At 71.6% G+C, this 19,455-nt stretch carries 15 protein-coding genes; 4 read left to right on the top strand and 11 right to left on the bottom strand.

What is annotated here, in order from left to right:
• Positions 1–54: 54 nt before the first annotated feature.
• The 3 genes from IGS69_RS22925 to IGS69_RS22915 all read right to left on the bottom strand — a co-directional run bounded on the left by IGS69_RS22925 (position 55) and on the right by IGS69_RS22915 (position 6,376).
• Positions 55–1,689 carry a transposase gene (locus tag IGS69_RS22925; protein ID WP_190902416.1) on the bottom strand — a complete coding sequence of 545 codons (1,635 nt, stop codon included), beginning with the start codon at positions 1,687–1,689 and terminating at the stop codon, positions 55–57.
• A 278-nt stretch (positions 1,690–1,967) separates the two neighbouring features.
• A complete protein-coding gene (gene typA / locus IGS69_RS22920; RefSeq protein WP_190902415.1) occupies positions 1,968–3,875 on the bottom strand; it encodes a translational GTPase TypA in 1,908 nt (635 codons plus the stop codon).
• Between the two features lie 308 nt (positions 3,876–4,183).
• Complete coding sequence (locus IGS69_RS22915) at positions 4,184–6,376, bottom strand: ABC transporter family substrate-binding protein (protein ID WP_190902414.1); 2,193 nt, start codon at positions 6,374–6,376, stop codon at positions 4,184–4,186.
• Between the two features lie 288 nt (positions 6,377–6,664).
• Between IGS69_RS22915 and IGS69_RS22910 the strand changes: the two genes are divergently transcribed.
• Genes IGS69_RS22910 through IGS69_RS22895 form a run of 4 tightly spaced genes read left to right on the top strand, consistent with a single transcriptional unit; the run spans position 6,665 to position 10,604 of the window.
• Positions 6,665–6,955, top strand: coding sequence for a hypothetical protein (locus IGS69_RS22910; protein WP_190902413.1), 291 nt, complete (start codon positions 6,665–6,667; stop codon positions 6,953–6,955).
• A gap of 57 nt (positions 6,956–7,012) precedes the next feature.
• On the top strand, positions 7,013–7,849 hold the full coding sequence (locus IGS69_RS22905; protein WP_190902412.1) for a hypothetical protein: 837 nt from the start codon (positions 7,013–7,015) through the stop codon (positions 7,847–7,849).
• A 17-nt stretch (positions 7,850–7,866) separates the two neighbouring features.
• A complete protein-coding gene (locus IGS69_RS22900; protein WP_190902411.1) occupies positions 7,867–9,831 on the top strand; it encodes a fumarate reductase/succinate dehydrogenase flavoprotein subunit in 1,965 nt (654 codons plus the stop codon).
• Positions 9,828–10,604, top strand: a complete 777-nt coding sequence (locus IGS69_RS22895; protein ID WP_190902410.1) for a succinate dehydrogenase/fumarate reductase iron-sulfur subunit — start codon at positions 9,828–9,830, stop codon at positions 10,602–10,604. Before IGS69_RS22900 ends, IGS69_RS22895 begins: the two co-directional genes overlap by 4 nt.
• Here the strand turns inward: IGS69_RS22895 and IGS69_RS22890 are convergent.
• The 8 genes from IGS69_RS22890 to IGS69_RS22855 all read right to left on the bottom strand — a co-directional run bounded on the left by IGS69_RS22890 (position 10,579) and on the right by IGS69_RS22855 (position 19,360).
• Positions 10,579–11,574 (bottom strand): phosphotransferase family protein, encoded by a 996-nt coding sequence (locus IGS69_RS22890; protein ID WP_190902409.1) that lies wholly within the window; start codon positions 11,572–11,574, stop codon positions 10,579–10,581. The two genes, IGS69_RS22895 and IGS69_RS22890, sit on opposite strands and share 26 nt — an antisense overlap.
• Positions 11,571–12,716 (bottom strand): glycoside hydrolase family 18 protein, encoded by a 1,146-nt coding sequence (locus tag IGS69_RS22885; RefSeq protein WP_190902408.1) that lies wholly within the window; start codon positions 12,714–12,716, stop codon positions 11,571–11,573. The genes IGS69_RS22890 and IGS69_RS22885 overlap by 4 nt, the downstream gene beginning before the upstream one ends.
• A 16-nt stretch (positions 12,717–12,732) precedes the next feature.
• The gene (locus IGS69_RS22880; RefSeq protein WP_190902407.1) at positions 12,733–15,369 is read right to left on the bottom strand and encodes a SpoIIE family protein phosphatase; all 2,637 of its coding nucleotides are present in this window, start codon (positions 15,367–15,369) and stop codon (positions 12,733–12,735) included.
• A gap of 252 nt (positions 15,370–15,621) precedes the next feature.
• A complete protein-coding gene (locus IGS69_RS22875) occupies positions 15,622–16,065 on the bottom strand; it encodes an ATP-binding protein (RefSeq protein WP_190902406.1) in 444 nt (147 codons plus the stop codon).
• Positions 16,066–16,190: 125 nt separating this feature from the next.
• The gene (locus IGS69_RS22870) at positions 16,191–16,646 is read right to left on the bottom strand and encodes a (deoxy)nucleoside triphosphate pyrophosphohydrolase (RefSeq protein ID WP_190902405.1); all 456 of its coding nucleotides are present in this window, start codon (positions 16,644–16,646) and stop codon (positions 16,191–16,193) included.
• Positions 16,647–16,781: 135 nt separating this feature from the next.
• A complete protein-coding gene (locus IGS69_RS22865; protein WP_097219970.1) occupies positions 16,782–16,976 on the bottom strand; it encodes an SPOR domain-containing protein in 195 nt (64 codons plus the stop codon).
• Positions 16,977–17,317: 341 nt separating this feature from the next.
• Positions 17,318–18,070, bottom strand: a complete 753-nt coding sequence (locus tag IGS69_RS22860) for a GntR family transcriptional regulator (protein ID WP_190902404.1) — start codon at positions 18,068–18,070, stop codon at positions 17,318–17,320.
• A 147-nt stretch (positions 18,071–18,217) separates the two neighbouring features.
• Complete coding sequence (locus IGS69_RS22855; RefSeq protein WP_190902403.1) at positions 18,218–19,360, bottom strand: DUF4190 domain-containing protein; 1,143 nt, start codon at positions 19,358–19,360, stop codon at positions 18,218–18,220.
• Between the last annotated feature and the right edge of the window lie 95 nt (positions 19,361–19,455).

Genomic DNA, 19,455 nt, shown 5'->3' with positions numbered 1-19,455 from the left:
GAAAACCGCCCCTGACGGCTGCCACCGGCAAATCGAGGGTTTTCCCTACCGTTCCTAAAGACTGAGCGGGAGTGAGTCCTGTTGCCAGGGCTCATGCTCAGCCGCGTGCTCCGAACGGTGTTGGGCACGCTGGTCACCCGTTTTCGCTCCGCGTCCGGGCGGCACGACTCGTGATCGTGGTCCGGGAATGCGGGGGCGGGTTTCCTCGCGCCGTCGGGTCTCCGGTCGGGCCTGGACGGTCCGATGCCCCGCACGATCACTCTGGTCGTGCGGGGGCGGTGCCGTCCGTCGCCGGATCGGATGCCCAAGGGCGCGCCGTCCGATCGCCACGGCTGCCGCGTCGTGGCGAGTGGTGTCACGGTGGGGTGTGGTCAGGGGCTGCTGCCAGTGCTGGGCACCCCATCGGGAGGTGTAGGCCGGGTCCACCGCGACGATCGCGATGTTCTGCTCGGCGGCCATCGACACCAGCCGCGCCTTCAGCCTCGCGGTGGGGAAGCGGGAGATCAGACGCCGGAACCGCTTGTTACGGCCGTGCTTCTCCCGGCTGGTGCCGTCGGTGAAGTCGAGGTCCTCGATCGCGATGGCGGCAGCCCCGCGGCGGCGGGTGTGGTGCAGCAGCCGGGTCAGCACATGGCGGATCTGGGCGTCCCGGTGCGAGGTATTACCGGACAGGTCGTAGAAGAAGCGCTGGGGTTCGCCGACGGGGTTGCCGTGGATGTCGAGGTGCCAGGCGGCGAGGTGGTCGTCGTTCATGTCCACTGCCACCACCCCCTTGGCCAGGGCCGCGTCGATCGGCAGGACCGGGACAGCTGCGCGCTGCCAGGAGGCGGTGACATACCAGCGGCGGCGGACCGAGTCCTGGTGGATGCGGTAGGCCACCGCCCGGTTCACGCTGATCCGGTCCGCCCATTCCTCGCCCCGGTGCCTGAACACCACGGCGGCGTCCAGGACGTAGCGGCCGTGCGGGGCGTTGGCCAGATGGGCCAGGGCGGCCGGCAGCCTGATCGAGACTTGCCCGGTGCCGGTGATGCGGATGGTCTCGTTGCCGAAGCGTTTGCCGGACTCCCCGTCGGCGGCCAGGAACATCCGCGCCGCCTCCCACCGATCCCGCCAGGCCGCCTGATCCAGCCCGGCCTGGCCCAGGTGGTGACGCAGGCGCGCGAGCTGCTTGCCGCCACGCACCACATGCACCCGGCCCGCCGCCCAGTCCGCCTCCACAGCCGTCAGCCGGGCTTTCAGCGTGTGCAGGCGGCGGGCCTTGGCGTGCCACTCCGCCCGCGAGCCGTACCCGCGCACCAGCCCTTCGTGTTTGTTCGCCTTGGCGCCCAGCGGGCGGGCCAGCCGGGCCTCGATCGCGGTGATCTGCCCACGCAGCCACGCCAACTCCGCCATCTGGCCGCGCCGGGCCAACGCCCACTGGTCATGGGTGGCTTTGGTGACGCTGCCCGCCCACCGCGCCGACGAGTCCCCGGTCAGCTCCCGCTTACGAGCAGCCCACGTGGCGGCATCATGGGCCAGCCCTTGGCGGGAGCGCACCGCGAGATCCCGGGATGCCAGCGCGCCCAGGAACGTACCGACCTCGGCCAATACGGCCGCGTCCGTCTCCGAGACCCGCAACCGGGCCCGGACCGCCACCCCCGAGGGGCCGGGCACCACAAACGGCGCTGCCACCTTCCGCAGCCCGCCCACCCCGTCACCCCCGGCCCGACATCGAAGATCCGTCACCGCATCCAACGAGCCCCAGCCGTAAAGGTCACCCATTCGACACGCAAACTTCCGTTCCCCTGACTCCGAAGCCGACTGCATCCCGTCGTCGGCAGTACCGGCACTCACTCACACTCGCTCATACACGCCTACGCTCGACCAAGCGGCAGCAGTAACAACCCCTTTTCTTTGCGCTTTTCCCTTCACACCACGGCACCGGGCACCCCGCCCATGCGGGGTGCCCGGTGCCGTTGTGAGGAGCGTCAGCCGTGCTTGGCGCGGCTCGCGGCGCGAGCGCGCTCGCGGGCGTCCAGGTTCACCTTGCGGATGCGCACGGCCTCCGGGGTGACCTCGACGCACTCGTCGTCCCGGCAGAACTCCAGGGACTGCTCCAGGGACAGCTTGCGCGGCGGGACGATCGCCTCGAACGAGTCGGCCGAGGAGGACCGCATGTTCGTGAGCTTCTTCTCCTTGGTGATGTTCACGTCCATGTCGTCGGAGCGCGAGTTCTCGCCGACGATCATGCCCTCGTACACCTCGGTGCCGGGGTCCACGAAGAGCACGCCGCGCTCCTGGAGGTTCGTCATCGCGAAGGCGGTGACGGCACCGGAGCGGTCGGCGACCAGGGAGCCGTTGTTGCGGGTCTGCAGGGTGCCGAACCAGGGCTCGAAGCCCTCGTGGATGGAGTGCCCGATGCCGGTGCCGCGGGTCTGCGTCAGGAACTCGGTCCGGAAGCCGATGAGACCGCGGGACGGCACCACGAACTCCATGCGGACCCAGCCGGAGCCGTGGTTCGACATGTTGTCCATGCGGCCCTTGCGGACGCCCATGAGCTGCGTGACGGCGCCCATGTGCTCCTCGGGCACGTCGATCGTCATGCGCTCGACGGGCTCGTACGTCTTGCCGTCGACCTCCTTGGTGACGACCTGCGGCTTGCCGATGGTCAGCTCGAAGCCCTCACGGCGCATCTGCTCGACCAGGATGGCCAGCGCCAGCTCACCGCGGCCCTGCACCTCCCAGGCGTCGGGACGCTCGGTGTCGAGCACGCGGAGGCTGACGTTACCGATCAGCTCGCGGTCGAGGCGGTCCTTGACCTGGCGGGCGGTGACCTTGCGGTCCTTGACGGCCGCCTTGTTGTCGGCGCCCTTGCCGGTGGCGCCACGGCCGACCAGCGGGGAGGTGTTGGTGCCGATGACCATGGAGATCGCGGGCTCGTCGACCGTGATCAGCGGCAGCGCGACCGGGTTCTCCGGGTCGGCCAGGGTCTCGCCGATCATGATGTCCGGGATACCGGCGACCGCGCAGATGTCACCGGGGCCGGCCATCTCGGCCGGCTTGCGGGTGAGCGCCTCGGTCATCATCAGCTCGGAGATGCGGACGTTGCTGACGGACCCGTCGCGCTTCATCCACGCGACCGTCTGGCCCTTGCGCAGCTCGCCCTGCTCGACGCGGAGCAGCGCGATACGGCCGAGGAAGTTGTCGGCGTCCAGGTTGGTGACGTGGGCCTGGAGCGGGGCCTCCTCGTCGTAGGTCGGGGCCGGGATGTGCTCCAGGATCGTGGAGAAGAACGGCTCCAGGCTGGTGGAGTCGGCGGGGACCGTGCCGTTCTCCGGCTTGGTCAGCGAGGCGATGCCGTCGCGGCCGCAGGCGTAGACGATCGGGAACTCGATCTGCTCCTCGTCGGCGTCCAGGTCGAGGAACAGGTCGTACGTCTCGTTGACGACCTCGTCGATCCGGGAGTCCGGGCGGTCCGTCTTGTTGATGCAGAGGATGACGGGCAGCCGCTGCTGGAGCGCCTTGCGCAGCACGAAGCGGGTCTGCGGAAGCGGGCCCTCGGAGGCGTCCACGAGCAGGACGACACCGTCGACCATCGACAGACCGCGCTCGACCTCGCCGCCGAAGTCGGCGTGACCGGGGGTGTCGATGATGTTGATGGTGATGACGTCCCCCCCGTCCTTCGGGTGGTACTTCACCGCCGTGTTCTTGGCCAGGATCGTGATGCCCTTCTCACGCTCCAGGTCGTTCGAGTCCATCATGCGGTCGTCGACGCCTTCGAGCTGGTGCGCGGCGAAGGCGCCGGCCTGCTTCAGCATGCCGTCGACGATGGTGGTCTTGCCGTGGTCGACGTGGGCGACGATAGCGACGTTGCGGATGTCGTGGCGCGTGGCCATATTGCGGCGTTCTCCCGGAGTGTGAGGAATGCCCTGCGCGGACGTCTGCGGTGCGCGGGCCCTGCCGGGCTCAACATGCCACGGCCACGTCCCATGGTACGGGGCTGCGGCCGCAGGGGTTAGCCGGGATACGTCGCTGCAGGTCAGGCCTGCTTCGGGGGGCCTCGGCACCGGTGCCGGGGCCCGGGCGGGCCGGGCGCCCGGGTATGCGAACGCCCGGCGTCCGGACCATGATCGTTGCCGAGGTCATGGTGCGGACGCCGGGCGGGGCGCTTGAGCGTTGCCGGAGCTCTTGAGCGATGCCGGAGCTACGGAGCGGTGGAGCCCTTCGCCGACGGGCCGGACGCGGGCTTCGCGCCCTTCTTCAGGAAGCCCATGTCCTCGTAGACCGGTGTGCCGAAGCCGAAGGCGCCGGCGTTGACCAGGTTCTTGCGGGCCGCGAGGAGCTGGGGGCGCTGGAAGAGGGGGATCGAGCCGGCCGCGGCCCAGATGCGCGAGTCGGCCTTGCGGATCAGAGAGCGGGACTCGCCCTCGTCGAGCGTCGCCACGGCCTCGTCGAAGAGCTGGTCGACCTGGTCGGTGCCGACGCGGGTGTAGTTCTGCTCGACGTTCAGCGAGCCGTCGGCGGCCGGGACGGGCTTGGCGTAGACGGGGCGGGCGTCGGTGGCGGGGTAGGCCGTGGCGGGCCAGGAGTACAGGGCGAGGTCGTACTGGCCGGAGGCGATGTGGTCCTTGAAGTAGGACTCGTCGGAGACCTTGGAGATCGCGGTGCCGATGCCGACGCGCTCCAGCATCCGGGAGATGCGGTCCGCGACCGTGCGCAGCGTCTGAGAGCCGGGCCCGGAGGGGAGCACGAAGCGCAGTGTGAGGGGCTTGCCGTTCTTGGCGAGCGGGGCGGCCTCCTGGTTCGCCGGCGCCGCGGTGCCCCCGGGGGCGTACGCGCCGGGGGCACCACCCTGGTGCGGGGCCTTGTACTGCTTGCCGTCCTGGGCGAGGTGCCCCGCGGGGTCGTGGGCCTTGCCGTCCTCGCCGGGGTCGTGTGCCTTGCCGTCCTCGCCGGGGTCGTGTGCCTTGCCGTCCTCGCCGGTGTCGTCGGCCTTCCCGCCCTCGGGGCCGGCGGCCTTCTCCTTCTTCTTCTCCTCCTTGACCGGGCCGCCGCGCACCCACCCGGCGTCCGCGAGCAGCGCCTGGGCCTCCTTGGTGTCCTGGTCGCCGAGGGCGCCGCTGTTGTCGGCGTAGGCGGCCTGGCCGGACAGGGCGAGATGGCTGCCGACCGGGACGGCGGGCAGGCCGAGCGGCTTGAGGACGACCCGGGCCAGTTCCTTGCGGTCCAAGGCGCGGGCGACGGCCCTGCGGACGCGCTCGTCGGTGAGCGGGCCCTCGGCGCCGTTCAGGGCGAGCTGGGTGTAGGCCGGCTCCAGGGACTTGCGGACCTCGAAGCCGCCGAGGGCCTGCTGCTGCCGGGCGTACCGGACGGCGGCCTTGCGCAGCTTCTTGCGGGCGACGGTCTCCTCGTCGGCGGCGTCCTCGTCGGAGCCGTTGGCGACGGCCCAGGACTCCAGGGCGTCCGCGGCGGAGCGGTCGGCGCCGGGGCCCATCAGCGGGCTGCCGGAGGCCTGGGGGCGGGCGGCGACGGTGATGCGGCGGGCCGCGGCGGGGCCGATCTCGGCCAGGTCGAGGGTGCCGGCGGCCAGCTCGGAAGCCCGCTTGTCACGCGGGACGGTGCGCAGCACGATCTCGGAGAGCTTGGCCGGCTCACCCCACCAGCGCGGGTTCCGGGCGAGGGTGATCTCCCCGTCCTCGCGGTCGGTCTTCTTCACCGTGAAGGGTCCGGCGCTGACCTTGAGCTTCTTGCGCGCCCCGTCGTTGAAGGAGTCCGGGGTGCCCATGACGTCCTTCGGGTACAGCGGCGAGAACAGCGAGCGCCAGTCCGCGTAGGGGCGGCTGAAGGTGACCCGGACCTCCAGGGCGCTGTCGCCGCGCTCGATCTTCTGGATGCGGTCGTAGCCGGCGTTGCGGGCGGTCCAGTACGCGGTGTCCTTGCCGGACAGGGCGCGCCACTGGGCGGCGAAGTCGGCGGCGCCGATCTCCCGGCCGTCGCTCCAGACGGCCTGCTGGTTCAGCTTGTACAGCACGACCTGCTTGGGCTCGGTGTCGACGACCTTGGCGGACTCCAGGTAGTCGGCGTTGCGCTCCGGGCGGCCGGAGGCGTCCATGCGGAACATCGACGGCAGGACGGCCTGGGCGACGCGGGTGGTGGTGGCGTCGGCGTCCGACTGGAACGTGTTCAGCGTGTCGGGTACGGAGTCGACGGCCCAGCGCAGGGTGCCTCCGTCGGTGATCCGGTCGCGGGGCGCGGGCTGGATGTCCTGCCCGGCGAGCGGCTTGCCGGACGGGTCCTCGGAACCGCATCCGGCGAGCGCGGGCACCGCGAGCACGCCCGCGGTGAGGAAGGCGACCGAGCGCGTGACCGCACGCGGGCCGACGCCGTGCTGGGACATCTGTGCTACCTCCGGGAAGCCGCGGGCGTTATGATCACTTTTGGCGGTATTTGGAGTTCATCTGATGTATGCGGCCACTGAAGAGGAAAGGGTTCGGCAACACAGGGCGACACGGCGGTCACGGGCGGGAAGCCACCCATGCGGCTCAATGCACCGCACGGTGCACCCACACGCCTCGGCCAATCGATGCACATCCCTTCACAGCACAAGGTGTGACGCGCAACACTCGCAGGCGCATGAACGTTGCCGCCTTGGGCCATGAAGGACCCGCGGAAGTGAGGGCAAGTCATGTCCGTTCACGACGAACTGACGTCAGTCCAGCGCAGTCTCGACGAAGTGTTCCGATCGCTGGGACGCCTGGAGAAGCAGCTCGGCACCGGTGGCCTGGAGATGCGCCGCGTCCGTGCCGACGCCAATCACCTGCGCGAGAGCGTCGCCCTGCTGCGCGACGCCGCCGCGTCACCGGCCGCGCCGACCCGTCCCGAGCTGGTCACGATCTCGGACGCGCCGTACGACTCCGCCCTGTGGAGCGACTCGGACGACGAGGGGCTCGGCGCCCGGGACCGGCGCGCTCCCTGACCCGGGGAGGAGTCGAGCGCGACCGGCACCTCCCCCGAACCCGACCGGAGTCGTCACGTGGCCACTGGTACGGAACCCCCTGCCACCGAACCCAGACCTGAGAGCGGCGGTGTGCGGGGCGCCGCGCGGGCCGCGATCGCCGCCCCGCACCTGCGCACCGACCGCTGGTGGCTGGCCCCGGCCGGCACCGCCGCGGGTCTGTTGGCCTTCATCGTCTACTCGACCTGGCGGGCCTTCGCCAACACCGACTACTACGCGGCGCCCTACGTCTCGCCCTTCTACTCCCCCTGTCTGGCGGAGAACTGCGAGCCGATGCGGTCCGGCCCGAACTGGGAGATCTTCGGGAGCTGGTGGGGCATCTCGCCCGCGATCATCATCCTGATCTTCCCGCTCGGCTTCCGCCTGACCTGCTACTACTACCGCAAGGCCTACTACCGGGGCTTCTGGGCGTCCCCGCCGGCCTGCGCGGTGGCCGAGCCGCACAAGAAGTACAGCGGTGAGACCCGCTTCCCGCTGATCCTGCAGAACATCCACCGGTACTTCTTCTACGCCGCGCTGGCCGTCGCCGGGATCCTCACGTACGACACCGTGCTCGCCTTCCGCGACGAGAACTACGACTGGGGCCACATGGGGCTCGGCACCCTGGTGTTCCTGGTCAACATCGTGCTGATCTGGGCGTACACGATCTCCTGCCACTCCTGCCGGCACATCGTCGGCGGCAAGCTCAAGCACTTCTCCCGGCATCCCGTGCGCTACCGGATGTGGCAGTGGGCGGGGAAGCTCAACGCCCGGCACATGCAGCTCGCCTGGGCGTCCCTGGTGAGCGTGGCGCTCGCCGACTTCTACGTCTACCTGGTCGCGTCCGGCGCCTTCGACGATCCGCGCTTCTTCTAGAGGGATGGGGCCTTTTGATGTCCGTGGTCGACCGGCAGGAGTGGGACGTCGTCGTGGTGGGCGCGGGCGGCGCGGGCCTGCGCGCCGCCATCGAGGCCCGTGAGCGGGGCGCCCGTACGGCCGTGATCTGCAAGTCGCTGTTCGGCAAGGCGCACACCGTGATGGCCGAGGGCGGCATCGCCGCGGCGATGGCCAACGCCAACGAGAACGACTCCTGGCAGGTGCACTTCCGCGACACCATGCGCGGCGGCAAGTTCCTCAACCAGTGGCGGATGGCCGAACTGCACGCCCAGGAGGCACCGCAGCGGGTGTGGGAGCTGGAGACCTGGGGGGCGCTGTTCGACCGTACCGAGGACGGCCGGATCTCCCAGCGCAACTTCGGCGGCCACGAGTACCCGCGCCTCGCCCACGTCGGCGACCGCACGGGCCTCGAGCTGATCCGCACGCTCCAGCAGAAGATCGTCGCACTGCAGCAGGAGGACTTCAAGGAGACCGGCGACTACGAGTCCCGGCTGAAGGTCTTCCAGGAGTGCACGGTCACGCGCGTGCTGAAGACGGTGTCCGGCGGCGGCTCCGCCGCGGGCGGCCGGGTCTCCGGGGTGTTCGGCTACGAGCGCGAGTCGGGCCGCTTCTTCGTGCTGGAGGCACCCGCCGTGGTGATCGCCACCGGCGGCATCGGCAAGTCCTTCAAGGTGACGTCGAACTCGTGGGAGTACACGGGCGACGGCCACGCGCTGGCCCTGCTCGCCGGTGCTCCCCTGCTGAACATGGAGTTCGTGCAGTTCCACCCGACCGGCATGGTCTGGCCGCCGTCGGTGAAGGGCATCCTCGTCACCGAGTCGGTGCGCGGCGACGGCGGTGTGCTGCGCAACTCCGACGGCAAGCGGTTCATGTTCGACTACATCCCCGACGTCTTCAAGGACAAGTACGCCGAGACGGAGGAGGAGGGCGACCGCTGGTACGACGACCCGGACCACAACCGCCGCCCGCCCGAGCTGCTCCCCCGCGACGAGGTCGCGCGGGCGATCAACGCCGAGGTGAAGGAGGGGCGCGGCTCCCCGCACGGGGGCGTGTTCCTCGACGTGTCGACCCGGATGCCCGCCGAGGTCATCAAGCGCCGGCTGCCGTCGATGTACCACCAGTTCAAGGAGCTGGCGGACGTCGACATCACGGCCGAGGCGATGGAGGTCGGGCCCACCTGCCACTACGTGATGGGCGGGATCGCGGTCGAGTCCGACACGGCGGCGGCGCGCGGGGTGCCCGGTCTCTACGCGGCCGGTGAGGTGGCCGGCGGCATGCACGGCTCCAACCGGCTCGGCGGCAACTCCCTGTCCGACCTGCTGGTGTTCGGGCGCCGGGCCGGCTGGCACGCGGCCGAGTACGCGGCGGGGGCGGCCGGGGCGCGGCCCGTGGTGGACGACGTCCAGGTCGACGCCGCGGCAGCGGAGGCACTGCGGCCCTTCTCGGCCGAGGCGGAGATCGAGGAGCCGAGGGGCGGCCCGCCGGAGAACCCGTACACCCTGCACCAGGAACTCCAGCAGACGATGAACGACCTGGTCGGCATCATCCGCCGGGAGCCGGAGATGGAGCAGGCCCTGGAGAAGCTGGCCGAGCTGCGGCTCCGGGCGCGCCGGGCCGGGGTCGAGGGGCACCGTCAGTTCAACCCGGGCTGGCACCTCGCTCTGGACCTCAGGAACATGCTGCTGGTCAGCGAGTGTGTGGCGCGCGCGGCGCTGGAGCGCACCGAGTCGCGCGGCGGGCACACGCGTGAGGACCATCCGGCGATGGACCGCGGGTGGCGCCGGATCAATCTGCTGTGCGCGCTCACCGATCCCACGGGCGGCCTGGCGGCGACGGACCCGGTCCGCGGCCAGATCACCCTCACCCGTGAGACCACCGAACCCGTCCGTGACGACCTGCTCGCCCTGTTCGACAAGGAGGAGCTGGTCAAGTACCTCGCCGAAGAGGAGCTCCACGAATGAGCGGCTATACGGCCCACTTCAAGGTGTGGCGCGGGGACGTGGGCGGCGGCGGCCTGGAGGACTTCGAGGTCGAGGTCAACGACGGTGAGGTGGTGCTCGACATCATCCACCGCATCCAGGCCGGCCAGGCGCCCGACCTCGCCGTGCGCTGGAACTGCAAGGCGGGCAAGTGCGGTTCCTGCTCGGCGGAGATCAACGGCCGTCCGCGGCTGATGTGCATGACGCGCATGTCGGTGTTCGGCCGGGAGGAGACCGTCACGGTGACGCCGCTGCGGGCGTTCCCGGTCGTCCGCGACCTGGTCACCGACGTCGGCTTCAACTACGCCAAGGCCAGGGAGGTCCCGTCCTTCGTGCCGCCGGCCGGGGTCGGCCCCGGCGAGTACCGGATGATGCAGGAGGACGTGGACCGCTCGCAGGAGTTCCGCAAGTGCATCGAGTGCTTCCTGTGCCAGGACACCTGCCATGTGGTGCGTGACCACGAGGAGAACAAGCAGGCCTTCGCCGGGCCCCGTTTCCTGATGCGGGTGGCGGAGCTGGACATGCACCCGCTGGACGCCGCGTCGGAGGCGGGCCTGGACCGCAGGGCCACCGCCCAGGACGAACACGGCCTCGGCTACTGCAACATCACCAAGTGCTGTACGGAGGTCTGCCCCGAGGGCATCAAGATCACGGACAATGCGCTGATCCCGCTGAAGGAGCGGGTGGTCGACCGCAAGTACGACCCGCTGGTGTGGCTGGGCTCGAAGATCAGGAGGCGCTCTTCAGCAGGCTGAGCGCCTGGTGGAGGTTGTGCTCGGCGATCTCCCGCATCCGGTCCGGGTGCGGGAAGTCGCCCTCGATCAGGGTCAGCGGGCCCGAGACCAGTCCGATGTGCATCGCCAGGCGGTACAGGCGCAGGCGTGCCTCGTCCAGGCCGGGGGCGCGCAGGGCGTCGTAGTGGGGGCCGAAGCGGAGCCGCAGGAAGACGTGTTCGTGCTCCACGTCGGAGTACATCAGGCCCTCGATGTCGATGAGCGCCGGATGCCCGTCGGGCGTGAGCAGGACGTGGTCGGCCCCGAGCTCTCCGTGGACGAGGGTGTGGCGGTCACGGGGCCGGACCTCGGCGGCCAGGGCGTGGATCTCCTCCTCCAGCTCCCGGCGTGCGGCGGCGGCGCGGGGCTCGCGGGCGGCGGCTTCGGCCACGGCGCGCAGGGCCCCTTCGGTGACGCGCTGCTCGCAGGAGGCTCCGTACGAGGAACCGCCGTTGTCGACGACGGCGACCTTCCCGAACCGGGGTCCGGTATGGCCGTGCAGGGTGGCGAGCAGCCCGGCCATCCGCTCCATGGCCTCCGGAGCCGCCTCAGGGTCGCGGGCCAGGGCGTCCCCCAGGCTGCCTCCGGTGAGGTCCTCGACGACGGCCGCGTCCGCGGGCAGGTGCGTGTGCGTGGAGTCGGCGTACCGGAGGCGGGGGGTGCGGACGCCGGCGGCGGCGAGCCGGTCGTGGGCCGCCGTGAACAGGCCGAGGCCCGTGCCGTGCGAGAGGACGTCCCGGGGGTCGGGGTCCGGCCGGCCCCAGTAGTCCTCGTCGGCGGACCAGACGTAGGCGACGGCGGTGGAGTCGTCGTCGAGGGTGAGGCGGTAGACGCCCTTCTTGGTGCCGCCGCGCAGGCGTTCCACGCCGGTGAGGGTGCGGGACCGGCCGAGGGCGGCGCGGGCGAGGGGGGCGAGGTCGGCGGTGGTGAGGGGGCGGCGGGTCGTCGTCACCGCACCCAGTCTTCCCTGTAGGAACGCCAGTCCGCCTCGGTGGCGGCGAAATCGATGTAGAGCGCGACGCCGAAGCGGGCCCGGTCCGCGTCCGTGCGGGACAGGCCCAGGCGGACACCGCGGACCGCCGCGGGGACGGTCTCGGCGTGGTTCCAGTGCCCGAAGCGGTTCTCGTGGAAGAAGGGCAGGCCCATCAGCAGGTCGGTGGACGGCGGGGTGACCTCCAGCGCCAGGGAGGTCTGCTGGGCGACGTAGCCGCCGTAGGTGCTCTGCAGCGGCTGCATCGTGTCGTACGACATCACGGCGATCTGGTCGACGCGGCGGGCGACCTGGCCGAAGAACTCCTGGGACCACCACTTGGGGTGGCCGGTGACGCTTCCCCACAGGGTGTGGAAGGCCGGGAGCGGATCGATCTGGTGGGCGGCGATGGAGAGCCGGGCGTCCCGGGAGCGGGTCTCGCGGCGCAGGGCGTCGAGGAGGGTCAGGAAGTTCCGGTCGCCGGAGTGCATCGGCTCGAGGTCGAGGTGAACGCCCTCGTAGCCGGTGTCCAGGATCCGGCCGGCGGAACGCAGGACGGCGGCGCGGGTCTTCGGGTTCTCCAGGCGCATGCCCTCGTCGCCCTCGGTCGCCAGGACGTCGCCCAGGAACGCCTGGACCCGGACGCCGGGGAGCTTGTCGTGCACGGCGTCGATGAACCAACGGGCCCTCGGATACACCGACTCGGGGAGCGTGCCGTCGTGCTCCAGCGGGCCCGAGTGGACGTACAGGTCGCGGATGCCGGTGCCGCGCAGGCGCCGGGCCAGGGCGGTGACGTCGGCGTCCTTCTTGCGCCCGTCGACCCAGGCGTGGCCGAGCCAGAGGGCGTCGCGGTTCCTGGTGTACGTGCCGTCCGCCGGGTCGCCCGTGTAGTTGACGCGCAGGGCTGTCAGCACGGACAGCAGCGGGACCAGCATGGCCAGGACCACGGCGAGCGCCGCGCGTACGAGCCGGCGCCGGCGCCGCCTGCCCTGCCCGCTGCCGGGTGCGGGAGCGTCCTGCGCGGCGCCCTCGGCCACCGCCTCGGTCGGGGTGGTGCCGTCCGCGTGGTCCATGCCGTCTCCCCCGGTGATGCGGATGGTGTTGCCGGGGAGGACGATCAGCACGCGCGTTCGGTTGCCGTCAGAACAGACTCAGCAGCGCCTCCGCCGGGTCCGTCAGGCTCGTGTCGCCTCCGGGCAGGGGCAGTTCGAACCACACCGTCTTGCCCCGGGGGGTGCGGCGGGAGCCCCACGCGGCGCTGAGGAGGCCGACGAGCTGGAGGCCGCGGCCGCCCTCGTCGGTGTCGCGGGCCCGGCGGCGGCGGGGCTGGACCAGGCCGGAGTCCCAGACCTCGCAGACCAGGGTGCGGTCGAGCAGGAGGCGCAGCCGGATCTCGCCCTCGCCGTAGCGCAGGGCGTTGGTGACCAGTTCGCTGACCAGGAGCTCCGTGGTGTCGACCAGGGGTTCCATGTCCCAGGCGAGCAGCTGGGCGCGGGCGTACTCGCGGGCCCGGCCCACGCTGCGCGGCTCACGCGGCAGGGTCCAGTCGCCGACGGACTCCGTGGGCAGCCCCTGTACACGTGCCATCAGCAACGCGATGTCGTCCTCGCCGTGATGGGTGTCGAGGGTGTTGAGGACGTGGTCGCAGACGTCCTCCAGCGGCTGGGCCGGGTCGGCGAGCGCGCTGACGAAGGCCTGGAGACCTTCGTCCAGGGGGTGGTCGCGGCTTTCGACCAGGCCGTCGGTGTAGAGCGCGAGCAGGGCGCCTTCGGGCAGTTCGACCTCGACCTCCTCGAAGGGCTCGCCGCCGACGCCGAGCGGCATGCCCGGCGGCACGTCGAGCATCAGCGCCTGCTCGCCCGGCTCGACCAGGACGGGCGGCAGATGGCCCGCGTTGGCGAACGTGCAGCGCCGGGTGACGGAGTCGTAGACGGCGTAGACGCAGGTGGCGAGGTACACCTCCGAGAGGTCGGCCTCGCGGGGGCGGCGGGCCGCCCTGGTCGCCTGCTGGACGCCGCCGGGGGCGCCGAGGCCGCGGGCGATCTCGTCCAGCTGGGAGAGCACCTCGGCCGGTTCCAGGTCGAGCTGGGCCAGGGTGCGGACCGCCGTGCGGAGTTCGCCCATGGCGACGGCGGCGCGCAGGCCGCGGCCCATGACGTCGCCGACGACCAGCGCGGTGCGGTGCCCGGGCAGTTCGATGACGTCGAACCAGTCGCCGCCGACCTCGCTGGGCCGGCCGGTGTTGACGTTGCCGGGCAGATAGCGGCAGGCGATGTCGAGGCCGGAGGCCTCCGGGTCGCCGGGCGGGAGCAGGGACCGTTGCAGTATCAACGCGCGTTCGTGCTCGCGGCGGTAGAGGCGTGCGTTGTCGATGCAGACCGCGGCCCGCGCCGCCAGTTCCACGGCGAGGTCGCGGTCCCGGTCGCCGAACGGCTCGCTGCCCTTCGTACGGGCGAACTGCGCGAGCCCGACGACGGTGTCGTGGGCGACCATCGGCACGGCCAGCGTGGACTGCACGAGCCCGCCGTCCTCGCCCGGGACGGTCTGCGGGCGGGCCGTGCGCAGGGCGTCCGCGCAGGGCGAGTTGAACGGGTAGTGGTGGACGGCGCCGACCGCGACGGGCACGCCGGTACCGGTGAAGGGCGCGTCGGAGACCGCGCTGGCGAAGGCCACACGGCGCAGCTCGGCGCTGCCGTCGGCGAGCCCGGGCGGGGTCTCGTCGCCGGCCAGCAGGCCCTGGTAGAGGTCGACCGTGGCCAGGTCGCAGAAGCCGGGGACGACGACGTCGAGGAGCTGGCGGGCCGTGGTCTCCAGGTCGAGGGAGTTGCCGATGCGGGCCCCCGCCTCGTTCAGCAGGGCGAGATTGCGCCGGGCGGCGGCGGCCTCGCGGGCGGCGGCGCGGCGGGCGGTGATGTCGATGCCGAGCCAGGCGATCCCGATGGGGCGGCCCGAACCGCTGTGCACGCGGTAGAGGTTGACGGACCAGTGGCGGCGCTCGTCGGAGCCCGGCACGAAGCCCGTGACGTGCATGTCGGTGATGGAGCTGCCGGTTTCCAGCACCCGGCGCAGGGTGGCGGCGACCCGCTCGGCCTCGCCGCGCTGGAGGTAGTCGTGGACGCCCTTGCCGTGGTGGTCGTCGGGCGTGCCGCCGAAGATGGAGGCGAACCGCTGGTTGACGCGACGGACCCGCAGATCGGGATCGATCAGCAGGAATCCGAACGGGGATTGACTGAAAATGGCCTGCGAGGCGGCGAGGTCGGTCTCGATGCTGCGCAGGGTGCGGACGTCGACGACGATGCAGACGGCGGCCTTCTCACCTTCCTCGGTGCGCGTCGGCATGACGTACACCTCGGCGAGCCCCTCGTGGCCGCACTCCCCCTTGACGCCCCTCGGCATCCGGAAGGGCACCACTCCGGTCCACTCGCGGCCGTCGAGGATCTCGGCCATCTTGCGCATGCCGCGCTCGCGATGGCGCGGGTCGATGAACGCCTCGATGGGGTCCATGCCGACGGCGCGGTCGGCGGGGATGCCGAAGAGGTGCTCGGCACGCAGGCTCCACTGCTCGACCAGTCCGTCGGGCCCGATGGAGAAGGACGCGACCTTGATGTAGTCGTAGATGGATCCCGGGGGACTGCTCTGCCACATGGCGTCCCCGGTGCGCACGCCGTCGGCCGCGAGCGCACCGCCCACCGCGGAGGCCAAGCCGTCGGCAGCCCCCGCCCTCGCGCCCTCCGACGGGTCCTCGGACTCCGTGGCCTTCGCTGGTATCTCGCTCACGCGAACCGTCCCCTCCAGCTCACCGCGTCCGGCACCGGTCACCGGGGGCGGCTGCCCGCAGTATCCAGCACTACGGTGCCGCACAACACGGTGTTCACGATCACAGCACGGTCCCGATGGTTTTCGGTCCGGACCGTGACAACACTTCCAGTCTTCTAACCAGGCAACACGTCATCGAATCCCGTCGGCCGGCAACCGCCACTGGCCTGAACCATCCGCTCTACAGCGGTAAGACGTACGTACACCGGATTTTCACTCCGGCACCGCGAGTTCGAACCACACGGTCTTGCCCCCGGCGCCGGGCCGGGTGCCCCAGCGGCGGGAGGAGGAGGCCACCAGGTACAGTCCGCGGCCGCTCTCGTCCTCCGGGCGGGCGGCGCGCTCGCGGGGCGGGTCCGGCAGCGGGTCGGAGACCTCGACCCGGAGGACGCCGCCCAGGCCGGAGGGGCGTACCAGGCGGACCCCGATGGGGCCCGTGGCATGCCGCAGGGCGTTGGTGACCAGCTCGCTCACCAGCAGGGCGGCGAGGTCGGCGAGGCTCTCGAGGCCCCAGCGCCGGAGTTGGCCGCGCACGGCCTGGCGGGCGGTGCGCACGGCACCCGGGTCGGCGGGAAAGCTCCACTCGGCGCAGTCACCTTCGGTGTCGATCACGCCGATCACTTCCCAGGCAGGAGCCCCGCCCATGTCCGGTTTCATGGGGTTAATGGGCACATACCCGATATCCGGGGCGGAGTATCGCGCGAGGCGGCGCACTGTGGCACGAAAGGCGTAGGGGGCGCGCTTTCGCCCGTGCGACGAGAGCCGCACGCCTCCGGCGGGCTTCAGGCGCCGGGCGCCTGCGGCCCGCCGGAGCCGGGGTCGCGCGAGGGGAGGCCCTCCGCGGCTCCCAGATGCGCGAGGGACTGCCGTACGGCCGGGACGTCCTGGTCGAGCCAGGGCACGTCCCAGATCTCGCCGGGGCCGAGCCAGCGCAGTGCGTCGTGGTCCTGGAGGGGTTCGGGGGCGGCGGAGCCGGGTCGCAGCCGGGCGGTCCACACATGCAGGACGTACGGCGCTCTGAGGGGCCACTCCCCCGGGACGCGCTCGCCCACCTCGGCGTCGACGCCGAGCTCCTCGCGCAGCTCCCGCGCGAGCGCCGCGTCGGCCGTCTCCCCGGGCTCGACCTTGCCGCCGGGCAGCTCCCAGCGCCCGGCCAGCTCGACGGGCGCGCTGCGCCGGGCGGCCAGCAGCCGCCCGTCGTCGACCAGCGCGGCCCCCACGACGATCCGCTCACTCATGCGGGGAGCCTACGGGAGCCCCGCCGGGACTCCGGGGCCTCGCCGGGTCCTGCGCGATGGTCGGTCGCGCACCCCGTCACGACGGCAGGTCGTGTACCCCATTACGACGGCCGGTCGTGCACCCCGTCACGACGGTCAGTCGTGGGCCACGGCCGACCCGCTCTGACCGAGCCGCTCGACCCAGTACAGCTGCTTGTGGCCGCGACCGTCGAGGCTGTCCGCGATCTTCTGGGCCTCGGCCCTGGTCGCGTACCGGCCCACGCGGTAGCGGTTGCCGTTGTCGTCTTCTCGGATCACGAGCCAGGGAAGAGTGACCGTGCTGTCGTTCATCGCGCCCCTCCACTTCCCACCCGCGGCCTGTGCCGTGCCCCACCCGCTAAGGAAACCGCAATGCGCATATGCCCGACCCTACGCCTAACCTTCACGCAGCGAATACGGCTTTTCACAAAGAGGTACGCAACCAGCCAGAACTCAGGGGGCGCACGCCCACGAACGCGCCGTCGGCGCACCTCGGCGCAACCGGTCCGGGGCATACCGCAGATGTGACCGTCGACCTGGGCAAACGACGGCCGGTCGCGAGGCACGCGCCGCACCCGCCCACGGCCATCCGCACGGCGAGCGTGTGAGCGGGGCGCGCGGGGTGCGCGCCGCGGGACGGATGTGAGCGGTCGCTACTTGACCGGAAGGTGGTAGGCGACCCGGTACCGATCGGCCGGGACGACCACGTCGGCCGTCTCCACGGGGCGCCCGGAGGCGTAGAACGTGCGCTGGATGACCAGGACGACATGGCCCGGCACACCGCCCAGGACGAGCAGCTCCTCGGCGAGGCCGGGGCGGGCGCCGACCTCCTCGGTGACGTTGTCCACGATCACGTCGATGGCGCGCATGCGCTCGACGACGCCCATGCCGCCGACCGGGCCCTCCTCCGGCAGCATCACGGGCGTACGCCCCGTGACGGTGAGGGGTTCCCAGGACGTGGAGAGCATCATCGCCTCGCCGGCCTCGCGGTAGAGGTACCGCGTGCACATGACCCGCTCGCCCGGCTCGATGCCCAGCCGCTCGGCGACCGCGACGCTCGCCTCGGACTGCTCGCTGCTCGACTCCCAGGTGCCGCGACCCTCGCCGTCGGCCTGCTCCTGGCGGAACGGCGTGGCGCCTCCGGTCGGACGGTAGCCGGAGCGGGCGATGCGCCGGGGCACGGGCCGCTCGCGCACATACGTCCCCGAGCCGGAGCGGCCCTCGACCAGGCCTTCCGCCATGAGGACCTTGCGGGCCTCCAGCGCGACCGTGTCCGAGACCCCGTACTCCTGGCGGATTCTGGCCTGGGAGGGGAGGCGGGTGTGCGGTGGCAGCTGACCGTCGACGATCTTCTTGCGTAGATCACCCGCGACGCGCAGGTACGCCGGCTGCTCACCGAATGTCACTGGCCGCTCCCATCAGGTTGTACAGACAGCAACAGCCTGGCAACCGTAGGTTGTGCGGTGCAAGCAAAGGCCAGAGAATCACTCGATGTGATGACACAGCGGCCCTGAGGGCTTTACGCAGGCAGTTTCTCCCCGCTATGGCCGCCGTCACACCTGCGCTTCGGAGGTGCCCGGCTCGTCCTCCCCGGAGGCGGGCGGCGTCGCCGCCAGACCGAGGGCCTTGCGCGCCGTGACGGTCGCCGGGCCGTCCACGGATCCGTACGCCTTGTCGTAGTGCGCGAAGTAGGTGTCCACGTCGCGTGCGGTGCTCGCCCTGCGCCACTCCTCGCGGGCGTCCTCCATCTCCCCGGCCAGGCCGGCGAGGGGCCCACGGGCGCCGGCCGGCCAGGAGTGCCCGCGCAGGGCCTCGATCTGCTCGCCGAGCACGTCGTGGACCTGGCCGGCCCAGGCCCGGTGGGCGGCGAGGTCGTCCTCGGGGCTCTTCTCGGGCTCCTCGTAGAGCGCCGTGTCGAGAGCGTTGGCGGTCGACAGGAAGACGACCTGGTCGGTGTCGAGGGTGGTGGGGTCGGTGCGCAGCGAACCGGTCAGCTTGACCTGCGCCTCCGTGTCGCCGAAGAGGCAGGTGATCGCGCGGTCCCCGTAACGCCAGCTCATCCTGGACGGCAGCAGGTAGTACACGTCGACATCGGCCGGCATCGCCCAGGTGTCCATCGCGTACTGGTCCTGGAGGGCGTAGCACTTCTCGTCGGCGATGTCGGTGATCTTCCCCTCGCCCGGGAAGGCACCGCCGGGCAGCCTGACGACCGCGAACACCTCGGCGTCGTGCCGGCCCTCGCACGGCACCCGGTCGACGTCGTAGGTGTCCCCCTCCAGCCCGCCGGGCGCGTCGAAGCAGTCGCCCTTGTCCAGCGACAGGACCTCGTTGCCCCGCCGCGCCCCGTCCTTGACCCCCTCCCAGACCTCGGACGCGGCGCCCGTGGACAGCACGGCCACCCACAGCACGATCCCGACGACCGACAGCACGGCCCCCGCGATCGCCAGGCCCCGCCCGCTCTGCCCGGACCGCCGGATCTGCCACAGCGCGATCAGCCCCAGCACGAGGCCCGCGGCGGGCAGGAAGCAGAGGACGCCGAGCACGAGGGCGGCGACGGCCAGGGCGTTGACGGAGACGGGGGTGCCGTACGGACGCCCCGCGGGGCCGTAGGGACGGTAGGTCTGCGGCCCGTCGGCCGGAGGCGGGCCGTACGGGTCCGGGGGCCGCTGGTTCCCGGGGGGCGGGGGTATCGACACGGGTGCGGTGCTCCTGGCTGAGGCGGTGGGCGGGTCCGTCGTACGGCTGGGCGCATCGTAGGGGGCGGGGCATCGGGGGCGGAATGTGGTCGATG

The sequence above is a fragment of the Streptomyces tuirus genome, assembly GCF_014701095.1.
Lineage (GTDB): Bacteria > Actinomycetota > Actinomycetes > Streptomycetales > Streptomycetaceae > Streptomyces > Streptomyces tuirus.
This window is presented reverse-complemented; position numbering and strand designations above follow the sequence as displayed.